Origin of the sequence: Methylobacter svalbardensis (assembly GCF_037671525.1) — a bacterium.
Lineage (GTDB): Bacteria > Pseudomonadota > Gammaproteobacteria > Methylococcales > Methylomonadaceae > Methylobacter_A > Methylobacter_A svalbardensis.
The window spans coordinates 23,874-38,792 of record NZ_JAWPOH010000036.1 but is presented as its reverse complement, the minus strand read 5'-3'; the positions used below and the strand labels follow the sequence as shown (position 1 = coordinate 38,792).

Below are 14,919 nucleotides of genomic sequence, written 5' to 3'. Positions count from 1 at the left end.
GGAGCCTTTTGATTATCTGAAATACTTGTTTACTGAACTACCTATATTAGGTCGGCACTATCAACCTGAGGCATTAGATCAATTTCTGCCCTGGAATTTAACTGAAAAAATTCAGCCTTTAAATCAAACGGCATAGTTTGTCTACGTGGAAAGAATAGACGCTCACATTGATAGCGTAGCCCAGAAATATCGTGGCTTGTACCTGACAGCCATGGCCCAAGGACTGGAGCAGTTGCTTGGCCAAGCGGAAGCCAATGCGGTCTCCTATCTGCACTTTGCCGAGACCTTGGTTGAGCAAGAACTTCAGCAGAGGAATGGCAAGCGTATTGAACAAAACCAACGGCGGGCAGGCTTTCCCGTACAGAAAAGTCTGGATGACTTTGATTACGGGTTTCAGACCAGCATCAGCAAACGCGAGGTGAATAGCCTATTAGACTTTGGTTTTATTGATAACCGGGAAAACGTGGTGTTCATTGGTTCGCCCGGCGTCGGTAAAACGCATCTGGCGATTGGCCTGGGTTTTAAAGCCATAGAGGCCGGTTACAAGGTTTGTTTCACTACCGCTCTGGCCCTGATTGAAGCGCTGGAACTGGCCGAATTAAAAGGCGAGCTGAAAAAGAAGATTAATCAGCTACTGAAGTTTGATCTATTAATCATCGACGAACTCGGCTACCTGCCGATGAACAAACAAGGCATGCACAACCTATTTCAGCTGATTAACGCCATGTATGAATACCGATCGATCATCTTGACGACGAACCCAGTGGGGCGAGTTCTTCTTTGATGGCAATGTCGCTGTACCTATCGTGGATAGAATCATCCATCATTCACATATTTTCATGCTGGGAGGGGAAAGCTATCGACTGAAATCAAAACTGAATAAGTGATTTTTCTCTGGAAAAGTGGCTCAAAATTAATGGCCGAAAATGGCTCAATTCTGTTGGCCATTGACAATTGTCGGCAAATAGCGTAGCGGCTACCTGCTGGTTCCGCCTTTCCGTGAAAGCTGCTTCGGCTGAGTCTTTCACAAGCTCGAAGGCTTCGGTTGGAGTATATCTCAATAGGCAGACAAACCCTGCGATCTACATGAATGAGAGCGGCAGGCAGCGAGGAGGGGAGAAGCTGTTTGCTTTGTTTTGTTTCATCCAAGTCTTCAAGGTAGTTAAATTGATGTTCAATTCGTCTGCGACGGACTTAATCGATTGGTCATTGCCACGACTGTAAACTTTTACCAATACCTGTTCTTTGAAGCCTGCTGAATATCTTTTATTTTTTCTTGAAATTTGAGGCGACAACTATTGTGACGCAGGGGGCGGGGATGACAGTTGGATAGAATGCCGAATAATTTTTTACCTGTTTTTAATAGTAGGGTAAGTTAAGCAATACTTACAAACAGCCCTGTTTGGAGTGGCTTACACGCTTGTCTTTTTGTATAAAATAAGATACAATTAAGTCGTGAAAACAATTTTAACAGCTGATGCTTTTGATTTATAGTTTGAACAGCTGCACGATACGGCGATAAATCAACACCAGCCAATGATATTCAGGCGGCATTAGCACTGGCGAGAAAATTGAAAGAGGAAGAATGACTTCAAAATTAAATAAATGGGATGTTCTCGATCATCTCAAAACAGAAGAGGATATGACGCTGTATCTGGAAGCCTGCTTTGAAGGAGCGGGGGATGATCCCGCTTTTATTGCTAAGGCATTGGGTGATATAGCAAAAGCCCGGAGCATGACGAAACTGGCTAAAGATACCGGCCTGGGCCGGGAAAGCCTGTACAAAGCCTTGTCAGGCGAAGGCAATCCAAGTTTCGGTACGATCCTGAAAGTGATTAAAGCCTTAGGACTCAAACTGCATGTCCAGACTGCGGATAAAGAAAATGAGCCTCTTCCTGTTAAATAATCCTGTTATCCGCTTTAAGAGGTCAAAAGTTAAACAAGATGGAAAAATCAACTAGGAAATTAAGTCACAGAACGGCAGCGCAATGGGCGGGGCAGGTAGATTTTGTTTATAAGTTCAGTTTGCTTGGGGCGAGCGATGCTACGTTGGCGGATCAGATTGATGTTGATGAGCGAACTATCAACGGATGGAAGTTGTCCTGCCCTGCATTTTGTCAGTCCATAAAGAAGGGTAAGGATGTTGCTGATGTGCAAGTTGCTGCGTCACTTTTTAAATCCTCAATCGGCGGACACTTTGTGAAGATGAGAATGGTCATTTCATTTGCAAAATTAGTTGCCTTGCTCGTTTTATTTTCGACAGGATTGTCGTCTTGTGCCGAGTTTAAAGAGGCAGGAAGAACCATAGGTCATACGACTCGCAATGTTACCAGAGAAATTGGGCATGGAACTAGGGACGCCGCCAAGGAAATCGGGCATGGTACGAAACGCGTAGTCAATAGCATTGGGCAGGAAACTAATGACGCCGAGAAGCCGTTATCTGATGATGAGCAATAACGTAGCCCCATTCCTGCGTTGTAACCCGACATTTTGATGCCGTGTATTTTTCATCGTCTTTTGTCCAAAAGCCAATGCATCAAGCCACAGCCAGCCGGTAATAGAGTTCGGCATTTTCGGTCAATTTAGCAACCACTTTGGTGTCGAGATGGCCGCTGGCAACGCGCGACTGTAAATCGTTGACAATATACTCAAGACTCATGGTGTGGCGATAAGGCCGTTCTTGCGCTAGCGCCTGAAAAATATCGGCAACGGCAATGATGCGGCATTCCAGATCCAGTTCTTTGTTGCCGTTTTTAAACGGATAACCATCGCCGATTAAGGTCTCATGATGGAATCCGGCCCATACCGGAATCTTTGAATCGTCAAAAACGCGCTGCAGGATGCGGTAGGTATCGTAGCTGTGGCGGTGCATGGTGGCTCGTTCATCTTGCGTCAGGCTGCCGGGTTTGTCGATGATGTCTTCCGATACCCGCAGTTTGCCGATATCATGCAACAGTCCGGCGATTTCAACCTGCTCAAGCTCATAGCCTTTAATACCGAAATCCATCGCCAATTGCCGGGCGATATGCGCTACCCGTTGCGAGTGCTCATCGGTGTACGGGGATTTGGCGTCTACCACGCGCGAAAACAGCCGCGCCAGTTCTTTGAGTGCAGGAATATCGAGCAGAGTCGTTGGAATATGGCTGCCGATGCGGCGTAAATCTTCATCCAGATATTCGGGTTCCATGGCCAGCCAAAAAGCCTCGACATCGGCGATGTCGGCAAAGGCGTCCACCAGTTCCGGTGCAAACAATACGCCGGACAGTGTTTTGATATGCGCGATAATCGCAGGATACTCGATCAGAATCTGGTTGCTGTTCAGGAAAGGCGTTTGCAGCATATCGATGCGATCCGCCAGATACAGCAGATTGGCACGCAAGCACAGGTGATGATCGACAGGCGACTCCAGCAGTTTTTCCCAGCGGGTGTGATGGTAGCGAATCTCGGTGGACAGATGCGCCAACGGCGGACAGGCCGACAAATAAGCGGAGCCGCGGATGCAATGATCCTCGGCACCGTCCCATTCCAGCGTTTCTGTGAGCCGGCGGTGTTCATGGAATCTGGAAACTCCGCAATCATGCAGCATGCCGGCGTAAAGGATGGACAGGCATTCAAGCTCCGGCCAGTTCAGGTGCAGGGCAATAGTCCTGGCGATGATCGCCACCCGCTTGCCGTGTCTGACTTCGTCAACTCCCACCAAATCCAGCGCGCAACTTAAGGTGGTAATGGCGTTATGTATATCAATATGTTGCAGTTTCATGGTGCACGGAGCTCTGTTTAGTGACAAATCGGTTCGATGGAAACGCTCTCGATTTTGACAGGCGAGGCGATAATTGTCTTTAAAAATTTATGGAGTAGAGGAGGGCTTCGTCAGTGTTGTACGCTTTGTTTAATGCTTTTGCGTTGATTGGCATAATCCCGGTCGCTAAAGTGAGTCGGTTGAGTTATAAATTACTTTTAAAAGGAATCATCCATGAAACTAGTATTGATACTGATTGTTACCTTGTTGACAGGCTGTACCGGCATTCCCGAGGGAATTACAGCCGTCGACGGTTTTGACATTAACCGTTACCTGGGTACCTGGTATGAAATTGCCCGGCTCGATCATCGGTTTGAAAGAGGTTTGGAGAATATTTCGGTGACCTATGCCTTGCGTGAAGATGGCGGCGTTGATGTACTGAATAAGGGCTGGGATATAAAGGCCGGGGAATGGCATGAGGCGCAAGGCAAGGCCTATTTTGTCGAGCAGGCGGATAAAGGCAGGCTGAAAGTGTCTTTTTTCGGGCCGTTTTATGGCGGCTATAATATTATTGAACTGGATAAAAAGGATTACGCTTATTCGATGGTAACCGGGCCGGACCGTTCCTATTTCTGGATATTATCCCGAACCAAACAACTGCCCAAGGCAACGTTGCAGGTATTAATTGATCGCGCCAAGGCGTTGGGTTTTGCTACCGACAAGCTTATTTTTGCCAAATATGACTAGCGGGTAGGTTAATCGGCAGGATTTTCTCCCTAGGGTTGTACTAACGGGAGATGGTCGGTCACAAAAATAATATCCGGTCCGTTACAGACTTTTTTCAAGTTATAATCGCATAACCTTGACCCTTCTGAACTAACGTGCATAACATCTTGCCGAAACTGGATAATCTGATCGCATGAATAAACCGGCAACCTCTCGCAAACGCGCCAGTGTCAAGCTGGAGACTACTGAAAAACCGAAACCTAAGCCCCGTACGACACGGAAAACAGTAAAAAAAGCGCTACCCAAAGCGCCAGCTGGCAGTTTCAAACACAGATTGCTGATGATCAGCCTTGAGGCGTTAGGTCTGGCGATAACGGCGGTTTCTGCAATCATGATTTTGTTGGGTTATTCGGCCAGCTGGTTTTCCGGCACCCGTTTTTTCAGCAGTTTATTACCGTTTGCAATCGGCGTATTGGGATTGATTGTTGCGGCGGCTATGCTGCTGATAGGTTGGTGGAAGCTGCGTAAATGGTTGCATGGCAGGGCGGCGGTATTGACTCCGGCTCTAGCTATCAGCTTTGCGCTGGTTATCGGCTGGTTTGTGATGCAAAACCATTTTACTCAGGCGTTCGGACACTTTCGCATGCTGGTCGGTGGCAAGCAGGAAGCCGGCCGGGTTACATTGGCTCATCAGGTTTATGCGGCTTACCGGCGTTATAATTCGACTCAATTGTTAAAGATGGTTAATCGGGCAGAGGCTTATAATTCAGCTATTGCAGAAGCGGCCAAGGTATTCGATATTGACCCCAATCTTCTGCAAGGCATTGCCGCGACAGAATCCTCTTTTTTGCCCAGAGACAGTCAGGATGGCGGACACGGTCTGTTTCAAATTACGTTGGTGCCTAAAGCTATCATGGAACAGGCCGGTAAACGGTTGGCGGTGAGCAAGCCTTCACTACTCAATCCGCGACACAATGCTTTTATCGCTGCCGCCACAGTAAAATATTATCTGGCCGAGATGCACAACGATCTGTTTTTAGGCTTGCTGGCCTACAATATTGGCCCTGCCAACGGTGGACTTCGGTTTATTATGCAGCAGTATGGCGCGACCGATTTTGTGACCATACAGCCTTATTTGCAGCAATTGCCCCGCGATTATCCGATTCGGGTTTTATCTCATGCGCTCGCCTTCAGGCTCTGGCAAAAAGAAGGAAAACTGCTCGTTTATGAAGAAGGCGACAATGCTATGCGCATCCAGCGCATTGGCATTCCCGGGTTGCAAGCGAAGCTTTAGTTAAGGTAACGCGCAATTAATCAGGTTTAAGGGAAATGTAAGTGAGTTTGAACAAAGAGCATCCTTACATTCCCTAGCTGAAGGCAGAGGTCTTTCGGATAAAAGGATAAATCGGCTAATCCAAATCATTCATATAGAGGTCTTCAAGCAACTTTCTTTCTTCTTGCGTCAGCAAAATCAGGGAATGTTTTTTTTCGGAACGGCGTTGCTCGGAAAGCTGTTGCAACCGACGCTCAACTGCGCGCCTTTCACTGGTGCGTCTGTCCACATTACGACGATCAGCTTTTGGCCAAGCCAGATAATGATTTTTTATATTTTCCACCCATTCCGATGAACCGAACGGGTACGGGATCTTGCGTCTGTCAGCCACGCGTCGGGTCATTGACGACCGGCGCGGGTTGCGTCGAAAATCGTATAGGTTCATGTTTCGTAACCTCCGCTGATTTGTTCTTGCTGTGCTAACGGCTGAGTAATAACTATAATGCCATTATTTGATTTTCAATCGCTTAAGTCTATAAGTTTTCATACCTATTCATGTCAAAAAGGCCAGAATTTTCAGGTTGTTCATCATGGTATTTTTTATTAAACCAATCGTAATACTGCCATATCTCAGGGTTGGTGCGGCGAATGCCGTAAAGGCCATAAAACAAGTCCGCATCGGTTTTGGTTGAGCTGTGTTTTAGCTGATCAATGAATCCTGCCAGCTGCGGCTGCGGCACAGCGAAAAATATATTGGGGTAACTGCCAAGAAACCCCGGCACGACGGTAAGGGTATCTTTTTCAGGTTCTCTGCGTAGGTTTTCACCAAAGATGAACGATACATTCAGCAGCTTTTGATTGCGGACCAAGGTGTAGACCCGGTCTGTTGCAGGATCAGTCGTTTTTATGCGTAGAAATGATACTTCCGGCAAGGCGGCAATTTCTTTGCCTTTTAAATCAGCCAGCTTACGCATCATGGTGTCAATCTGTTGTTGAACTGGTGTCGCATCGGCATTATTGCATTGCGCTTGCAGGCAGCGGTTGATCAAATCGGGCTGCCCGGCGGCTCGCCCCAGCCGTTGCTGTAGACTTTGAAAAAATTCATGCTTGTAATCGGAAGTTTGATAGCGGAGTGCCGGTTCCCTGTCGGTGTTAAAGGCCGGCGTTTCAAAAAAGCTGAAAATCTTTAAATCAATACCCTCATACCAGCTGTCGTGCATGGCTATTCGCCGCTTGATCGGGATAAATTTTAGAAAATTGTTTTCAGCTTCCATGCGCAAGAAATCCATGTACAGACGCGTGGTGACTTGATGACCTATAGAGCCGGAAACATTGAACCCGGCGGCCAGCAAATAATGTATTCGTTCAAATACCGGATAATCAACGACCCAGGCGGTTAACGGCGGCTTGCCCAGCAAGCCCTTGGTTACCGTGGCGCTGTCAAAGTGGCGGAATACCGTTAACAACGCATTCTGGTTATCGCCGTCGCCATCCCAGATCAGGTTCAAATCAACCGGCTGCTGCAAATGGTCGGTGAATATTTCTTTGTGTTTTAGATAATTACGTTGCAATTGATTGTATTTTCGCCATTCAAGAAAGCCGATATTTTCTCCGTCAGACGCAGGCATTTGCAGGTACTGATTATTTTCGGCCAGAAATTGGGTATATTGCTGGTTAAACTCAGGCTGGGGTTTGACAAAGGCGACCCAGAACTGATCCCGGATAACATTCAGCGAAGCCTGACCCCGGCATACCGGGCCTTTAATAAATCCGGAGAAAAAATACTGGGCATCATCGAGCAGGAATTGGTATCGGGACGCCGCTGGTAATTGGCTAAAGGTTTTAAACGGATTGGCGGTAGACTGCTGTTCATAACCCGGCAGTTGAGTGACGCTGAATTTTGGTTTTAAAAACAGTTGTTCAAAACGCTGCATTTTGCTGTCGCTTAATTCATAAATAAAATGATTCTTATCGACGATGGTCGAGGTAACGGGACGCAGCCGGTAATAAAATTTTGCCACGCCGGGGCCATCAAAAGGGCGCACACTTTTAAGTTCATCAACCGGTTGTCCGGAGGGTGTTGCCGAACGGATCAGCTTATAAAATTCATTAGGGGGATGGCCTTTAAAATGCAGATCGCCGATATACAAATGCTCGTATAAATAACGGGTGCTGAGTTGCTGTTTTAACGATGATCCGTTAAAAAAACGCTCCCATTTTTTGATTTCGGCGGCGGCTAAGGGTGATAACGGTTGCGGAATTGCATCGGTTTTAGCGCCTGCTTTTAGCCAGTTTAACAGCGTGCTTTCCTCAGTTTCGGAAAGCGGAGGCAATCCGTAAGGCATTCCCCAAAGCGGGTGGTCTTGTTGATGCTTATTAAACTCCTCAAGTGTTGGGCATTGTAAAGAGCGCTCCAGAGCCAGTTCTATGGATTTCGGTAATTTACCTTCGGCAGGCAACGGATGGTCGCGTTTTAACAGGAGTGATTTTGCGATCAGCGAGTTATCGATATTGTTTTCAGGCGATTGTGCCTGTTCATTCAGTACCGGGAAAAACCTTTTTTTTCTCCAACCCGCCGGGCTGATTGCATCAATGAACAGTCGGCTGGGTTCTACGGCCTTAATGCGCTGATGATCGTAGACGGGGTTCTTGGTAGCGCCTCTTTCTAGGCCCTCAAATGAGCTTAAGTTAAGCTGGCACGGGGAATCGTAGCAGGAATGGCAGGCCACACAGCGGGAGTTTAGGATGGGTTTGACATCGTGACTATAGGAAACCTGGTCGGCAGCCAGCAGCGTTACATCGGTAATGCAGCAAGCGATAATAAAAAATATATACAAGGCAGCGTTGTTAATCATTTTCCGTTGTCGAATCCTGTGGGTGTTGCGTTAGATAATTGTTCGGTTTCGGGACTTGCTCCCTCTATTCATGCTTTTGTCGGCAATGGCTCCTGCTCCCGCCCTTTAGCTAAATCCATGTAGGCAATACGGGAGCAACGTAGCGATGTGCCGAGACTTAAAAAAGTAGGGGCGAATTCATTCGCCCCGGGCGAATGAATTCGCTCCTACAAGCTGACGACCCTCGAATAGCGCGGTAATCAGCACATAAAGCAGCATTAATTCACTAGCCAATAGCCACGGCTGCCAAGTGATAAGCATCAACAATTGTCCGTGAGCAAAATACAGGCCGATGCCCAGTCCGATATAAGCCAGTACGCGTTTGACCTCGTAATCTACCGGATAATACTTTTGCCCCAACAGGTAGGAGGCGATAGCCATGCTAGCATAACAGGCCAGGGTCGCCCAGGCCGAACCGACATAGCCGAGCAAGGGTATCCAACAGAGATTGAGTACGATTGTCAGCGCCGCTCCGGCTAAAGATACCAAAGCACCCAGCAAGGTTCGATCGGTTAATTTATACCAGATGGACAGGTTAATATAAATACCCAGACAGAGATTAGCCATCAGCAGAATCGGTACGACTTCAAGCCCTGCACGGAACTCGTCGCCGACAAAATATTGAAAGAAATCGATAAATAAGGTGACCAGCAGGAAGATGAACACGCAGAAAATGACAAAAAACTTAAGCACGACTGCGTAAACTTTGCGGGCATCGCTTTTGTCTGCGTAAGCAAAGAAAAACGGTTCGGCGGCATAACGGAAGGCCTGAATGAACAGCGACATCAAAATCGACAGTTTGTAACAGGCGCTATAAATCCCCAGCATCTTCATGTTGGTCTGGACATCGTAAGGCAGCAGGTACTTCAGCAGGGCGCGGTCGAGCATTTCGTTGATAATTCCGGCGAAACCAATCACCACCATCGGCAATGAATAGCGAACCATGCGGCCGAATAACACCCGGTCAAAACCCCAGGCAAGACCCGATAACTGGGGGGCAAGCAGCAAGAACTTGAATACGCTGGCCATTAAATTGGCGATAAAAATATAGCCTATGCCTATTGCGGGGTTGTAGATCAGTGCTATCCACGATTCGGGGTTTTTTGCGTAGGCCTTGGGGCAGTAAATGATAAAAAATAGGCTTAGCAGCACGGTTATCAATATCTCGATGATCTTGATGCCGGCAAAGCGGAAGGCTTTGTTTTCGGCTCGCAGCCGGGCAAACGGAATGGCGGCAACCGCGTCCAGGATTAAAATCAGGCTAAAGCACAATACATATTCCGGGTGATTGGCGTAGTTAAGCGCCGCCGAAAGCTGGGTATTGACCAGCAGTATCAGGGCAAAAAAGCCAATATTGATCAGCACCACGAACAGCAGTGCGGTCGAATAGGCGACATCACGGCCGGTGTGTTCCTTGTCGCGAAAGCGGAAATAGCCGGTTTCAAATCCGAACAGCAGCAACACCGAAAAAAATCCGGCGTAGGCGTAAAACTCCGACACCACCCCGTATTCTGCCGCTGTGAAATAATAGGTGTAAAGCGGCACCAACAGGTAGTTGAGAAACCGGCCGAAAATGCTGCTAAGGCCGTAGACTGCGGTTTGCGATGCCAATTTTTTTATAATGCTCATGGCGCGAAATTATACATGAACGGGGTAGGGGCGCGGTGTTTATGCCTGAAAGCGTAAAGAATGGATCTGGTTTTCATTCCCCGCGCCGGCTAAAAGCGCCTACTGTTGGTTAGAGGTAGGCCGTAGCGAGACTGTGAAAGTATTCGAATATAGAAGAAATAACCATGAAGTACATGAAGAGCATGAAGATTTAATACATTGATTGATTTAGCCTTTTCTTCATGTCCTTCATGGTTAATATTACTTTTTATGCCGTATTTATTCATTCTTTCACAGTCTCTAGCGCATGGGAACTAGGCGGTTAATGAGATTCGACTGACTGTGCAGCACAAGCAGGTCTGGTTTTCAGTCGTTCTTGGCATAAAACCACATTTGATAGACGCTGAGCAAGATTTGCAAGCCCATTGAAATCCCCATTAACGCACCGCTGGCAACGACTACGTAGGCGAATGAAGGAATGGATTTGGTAATAAACCACGACAGGACATCCAATAACATCGCGGCAAAAGGGATGACGACCGCGACTCTTTTGGCGAACACATTAATGTCACATAGCAGGAAAATCTTGCCGATAAAAAACAAAATAAAGGCAATACCGAATAAATGGATATGAGAAACCCTGATTAAACGAGGATATGATGCGCCTCCGGAATGTGCCACTTCGGATACGCCTGCATAATGGGTTAAATCGGGCAGGGAAGGGTTAATGGCGGGCGTATGGCACTTGATGCAGTCGCGGTTTAAGATGGGGGCGATTTTTTGGTCATAATCCGGTTCATCGGCACCGTCCTGTATCCATTTTAAGATGACGTCTTTATCGTTTTTATATTTCAGGTTGGGTTCCATAATGCCGTTAATGGCCGAACCTATACGCGTCTGGTCATTTGAACCGTGATAATTGATGGTCACGTCGGCAACGGATAAGCCGGCGACACCGTCACGACCCTGATGGGTGTAATACAGATTGCTCAGGGCAACCAGATAGCCGAGTCTCACTGTTAGCAGGAATACGGTGTTTAAAATTCTTTCGCTGACGGAAATATCGCGAAAGCGGGTATAAGATTCGGACATGATTGTTCGTAAATAGTGGCTATAGGCAGTGTGATAAGGATTAATGTCCGGATGAACAGCGGCTTGATTGTAACGTTGCAATGATTTGATGTAAAAGTTTACTGCGGGGTAAAAATGAGGTTTACTTCAATAAACCGCCTTTCAATTACCATTGTTGCTTGGGAGTGGTTATAATTGGCTGCACGCAATTCTGATTATAGGAGCGGGTTTTGAGCTCGCCCTTTATGCCCCTTGTGGGTACAACAATCCAACCGAAACAGAGATGTAATTATTTTGATGTTAATACTGATGCCAGAATGCTTGAGTAGTTCCGTAATGATAGTGCCGGGAATTTGTTCTGAGGCTAATGCTTGGTAAAGCTTCTGCTTCTCCCTTACCAGAACATCCTTGTAGGCAATGAAAATGCATAAACGAGCGATTTCACGGTTGCTGCTGCTTTATATTTTGGGCGGATGCGTCGTCATCGGAATATCGGTTACTTTGCTGGTAAAAAAAGAGGTGCGAACCTCTGAATATCAGGCGCGTTATCTGTCGGAAATAAGCAAGCAATTAAGCTCGGAACTTAAACCGGGACACAGTTCGGCGATACGCTACCCGGATCATGGTCCTTATGATCAACGCTTGGGTTACACGCTGTTGCCGGGCGAGATCGCCCGTCTGGAAAAGTCGGGGTACAGCGTGACTACGCAGGCATCTATTTCACCGATGATGAGCCGGTTGATTGATGATTACGGCCTGTTTCCGATCTATCAAGAGAAAACTCAAGCCGGGCTTCGCATTGTCGATCAAGCCGACCGAACGATATTTAGCGCCGTCTATCCGACCCATGGTTATGCCGATTTTAATGCCATCCCGCCGTTGGTGTTGAACACCTTGTTGTTTATAGAAAATCGGGAGTTGCTTGATGAAAATAATACCCATGTTAATCCGGCGGTAGAATGGGATCGCTTGGGCTTTGCCGCATTGCAAATGATGGCGCGAAAACTGGGCGCAAATCTCAACGTTTCGGGCGGCAGCACCTTGGCTACGCAATTGGAAAAGTACCGGCATTCGCCGGATGGCTATACCGAATCGATAACGGAAAAGCTTCGTCAGATGGGCAGCGCGTCGCTACGCGCCTATTTGCTGGGGTCGGATACGCGCGAAATGAGGCGGAAAATCGCTCTGACTTATTTGAATTCCATGCCGCTGGCTGCGACGGCGAAACTAGGCGAAGTACATGGCTTGGGTGATGGCTTGACGGCCTGGTTCGGAGCCGATTTTAACGAGGTTAACCGACTGCTCAGGCCGACTGCCAAGGAAGGCGGGAGCGTCGCAGCTGGCACGACTGCATGGATACAGGAGGTAGAGCAACGCAAGGAGCAGTTGCCGAAGGAACCGCTACAATCGTTCAATCCAACTGAGCGGGTTACCCCGCAACAGGCACAGGCTTACCGGCAGGTGCTTAGTATCCTGTTGTCGCAAAGACGGCCTTCCTATTTATTAGGCACGGGTTTCAACGTATTGCAAAATCTTACCGACAGTTATTTGCGCGTACTGGCAGAACAGGGTGTTATATCAACCTCGCTACGGGATGCGGCCTTGCTGGTATCTACAGATCGTCATTCTACCCCGGATAAAATACCGGCCAAATTCATGTCCGAACAAAAAACCCAAAATGTGCTGCGCGCTCGTCTTGCCAGGGCCGTGGGGGTAAAATCCAATTATGATCTGGATCGATTGGATTTGACGGCTAAAACGACGCTCGATTACGATGCACAGCGGGCGATTAAGCAGGCCTTACGCCAGTTGAGTGAGCCAGACAAGGCTCGCGCCGCCGGTATACTGGGCTTTAGATTGCTTAATGAAAATGTCGATCTGAGTTCCATAGTCTATAGCCTGATGTTGTTTGAGCGTGGCGAAAAAGGCAATCTGCTGCGTGTTCAGACCGATAATTATGATCAGCCGCTCGATATTAGTGAAGGCATACGGCTGGATCTGGGATCAACTGCCAAGTTGCGGACTATGGTGCATTATCTGGAACTCGTTATCGAGGTCTATCAGCAATATAAAGACCAGTCGGCGCAGGAGTTGAAGCGAATTGAACTGCATCCGCGCGATTATATATCGGCATGGGTCGTCGGTCAGTTACGGGTAAATCGGCAAATAAATCTGGAAGACTTGCTTAACCAAGCCCTGGATCGACGCTTTTCAGCCAGCCCCTACGAGAATTTTTATACCGGCGGCGGTTTGCATCATTTTAATAACTTTACCCGGGATGAAAATCAAAAAATCATGTCGGTTCGGGATGCGTTGCGTGATTCAGTCAATCTGGTGTTCATTCGGTTAATGCGTGAACTGGTTTATTATCATCTTTATAAACCGGAAGGCATAGCGCGATGGTTGGAAATACCGGATGATCCTAGGCGCCAGCAATATCTGGAACGCTTCGCTGATAATGAAGGTCAGGTTTATTTAAGACGTTTTTACGACAAATATCGCGGCAAACCAGTCGAAGAAATTATGGAGATGCTTACCGAGAGAGTTTTTGCCAAACCGTCACGTTTGACCATGCTTTACGAGGCGGTTTATTCGGACGCAGATGTCAGCGGACTAAGCCGTTATTTAAATGCCCATTTGAGTGCCGCTACCTTAGGTCGAGAGGATATTGATCAGCTTTTTTATAAGTATTCACCCGAGAATTTTGATTTGCAAGATCAGGGATATATCACCAAAGTTCATCCCCTTGAATTATGGTTGGTCGGTTATCTGGTTAAACATCCCGATGCCACACGTGCAGAAGTCATCGCCGCCAGTGCCGAGCAGCGGCAGAGCGTCTACCGGTGGCTGTTTAAAAGCAATAGAAAAAATGCCCAGCAGCGGCGTATTATGACCTTGCTCGAGGATGAAGCTTTTAAACAGATTCATGCCGCATGGGATCTTGTTGGTTATCCGTTCGGATCATTAACACCTTCTTACGCGACGGCTATTGGCGCGTCGGGTGATCGTCCGGCGGCATTGGCTGAACTGATGGGCATTTTACGCAATGACGGCGTAAGATTGTCGACAGTCAGGTTTGATAGTCTGCATTTTGCCCAGGGAACGCCTTACGAAACCGTGTTGGATAAGGTGCCCGAGCAAGGCCAGCAGGTACTTGCGCCGGAACTGGCAAAAGTGGCGCGTGGCGCGCTGATCGGTGTGGTCGAGGCTGGAACCGCAGGACGCCTAAAAGGTGTTTATAAGGATGCAGACGGCCAACCGTTATCGGTTGGCGGAAAAACCGGAACCGGAGATCATCGTCGGAAAATATTTGGAGCCGGGGGGCGCTTGATTGACACGGTATTCATCAGCCGTGCCGCCACTTTTACGTTTTTTTTAGGAGATCGTTTTTTTGGTGTGATGACCGCCTATGTGGAGGGACCTGATTCTGAGCGTTATCATTTTACCAGTTCATTGCCGGTACAAATCATCAAGTTTTTGGAGCCCACGTTAGCGCCTTTGATAAATAAAACGCCGGATGGCGGTGCTTCCAAGATGCTGGCAGATTTAAAAACGGCGGCGACAGGCAAGGGATCGGCTTCGGTATCCCTGCCTTAGCCGATAGGATA

General features: G+C 47.7%; 13 protein-coding genes. 7 read left to right on the top strand and 6 right to left on the bottom strand.

Annotated elements, in window-relative coordinates:
• Positions 1-145 precede the first annotated feature (145 nt).
• The gene (gene istB / locus RW114_RS13660) at positions 146-784 is read left to right on the top strand and encodes an IS21-like element helper ATPase IstB (RefSeq protein ID WP_340123311.1); all 639 of its coding nucleotides are present in this window, start codon (positions 146-148) and stop codon (positions 782-784) included.
• A 22-nt stretch (positions 785-806) separates the two neighbouring features.
• A complete protein-coding gene (locus RW114_RS21005) occupies positions 807-887 on the top strand; it encodes an ATP-binding protein (protein ID WP_422614814.1) in 81 nt (26 codons plus the stop codon).
• A gap of 195 nt (positions 888-1,082) precedes the next feature.
• Here the strand turns inward: RW114_RS21005 and RW114_RS21000 are convergent, their stop codons facing one another.
• Positions 1,083-1,295, bottom strand: a complete 213-nt coding sequence (locus RW114_RS21000) for a transposase (RefSeq protein WP_422614813.1) — start codon at positions 1,293-1,295, stop codon at positions 1,083-1,085.
• A gap of 290 nt (positions 1,296-1,585) precedes the next feature.
• Between RW114_RS21000 and RW114_RS13655 the strand changes: the two genes are divergently transcribed.
• A complete protein-coding gene (locus tag RW114_RS13655; RefSeq protein ID WP_340123310.1) occupies positions 1,586-1,906 on the top strand; it encodes an addiction module antidote protein in 321 nt (106 codons plus the stop codon).
• A 38-nt stretch (positions 1,907-1,944) separates the two neighbouring features.
• Positions 1,945-2,457, top strand: a complete 513-nt coding sequence (locus RW114_RS13650; RefSeq protein WP_340123309.1) for a hypothetical protein — start codon at positions 1,945-1,947, stop codon at positions 2,455-2,457.
• A 79-nt stretch (positions 2,458-2,536) separates the two neighbouring features.
• Here the strand turns inward: RW114_RS13650 and RW114_RS13645 are convergent, their stop codons facing one another.
• The gene (locus tag RW114_RS13645; RefSeq protein WP_340123308.1) at positions 2,537-3,760 is read right to left on the bottom strand and encodes an HD-GYP domain-containing protein; all 1,224 of its coding nucleotides are present in this window, start codon (positions 3,758-3,760) and stop codon (positions 2,537-2,539) included.
• A 213-nt stretch (positions 3,761-3,973) separates the two neighbouring features.
• On the opposite strand from RW114_RS13645, the gene RW114_RS13640 reads away from it, so the two are divergent.
• Positions 3,974-4,486 carry a lipocalin family protein gene (locus tag RW114_RS13640; protein ID WP_340123307.1) on the top strand — a complete coding sequence of 171 codons (513 nt, stop codon included), beginning with the start codon at positions 3,974-3,976 and terminating at the stop codon, positions 4,484-4,486.
• Positions 4,487-4,658: 172 nt separating this feature from the next.
• Positions 4,659-5,759, top strand: coding sequence for a transglycosylase SLT domain-containing protein (locus tag RW114_RS13635; protein ID WP_340123306.1), 1,101 nt, complete (start codon positions 4,659-4,661; stop codon positions 5,757-5,759).
• Positions 5,760-5,874: 115 nt separating this feature from the next.
• Here RW114_RS13635 and RW114_RS13630 read toward each other — a convergent pair whose 3' ends face one another.
• The 4 genes from RW114_RS13630 to RW114_RS13615 all read right to left on the bottom strand — a co-directional run bounded on the left by RW114_RS13630 (position 5,875) and on the right by RW114_RS13615 (position 11,332).
• Positions 5,875-6,183 (bottom strand): hypothetical protein, encoded by a 309-nt coding sequence (locus RW114_RS13630; protein ID WP_340123305.1) that lies wholly within the window; start codon positions 6,181-6,183, stop codon positions 5,875-5,877.
• A gap of 88 nt (positions 6,184-6,271) precedes the next feature.
• On the bottom strand, positions 6,272-8,593 hold the full coding sequence (locus RW114_RS13625) for a fatty acid cis/trans isomerase (protein ID WP_340123304.1): 2,322 nt from the start codon (positions 8,591-8,593) through the stop codon (positions 6,272-6,274).
• A 177-nt stretch (positions 8,594-8,770) separates the two neighbouring features.
• Complete coding sequence (locus RW114_RS13620; RefSeq protein ID WP_340123303.1) at positions 8,771-10,261, bottom strand: lipopolysaccharide biosynthesis protein; 1,491 nt, start codon at positions 10,259-10,261, stop codon at positions 8,771-8,773.
• A 345-nt stretch (positions 10,262-10,606) separates the two neighbouring features.
• Complete coding sequence (locus RW114_RS13615) at positions 10,607-11,332, bottom strand: hypothetical protein (RefSeq protein WP_340123302.1); 726 nt, start codon at positions 11,330-11,332, stop codon at positions 10,607-10,609.
• Between the two features lie 396 nt (positions 11,333-11,728).
• Between RW114_RS13615 and RW114_RS13610 the strand changes: the two genes are divergently transcribed.
• Positions 11,729-14,908 carry a transglycosylase domain-containing protein gene (locus RW114_RS13610; RefSeq protein WP_422614812.1) on the top strand — a complete coding sequence of 1,060 codons (3,180 nt, stop codon included), beginning with the start codon at positions 11,729-11,731 and terminating at the stop codon, positions 14,906-14,908.
• Positions 14,909-14,919 lie beyond the last annotated feature (11 nt).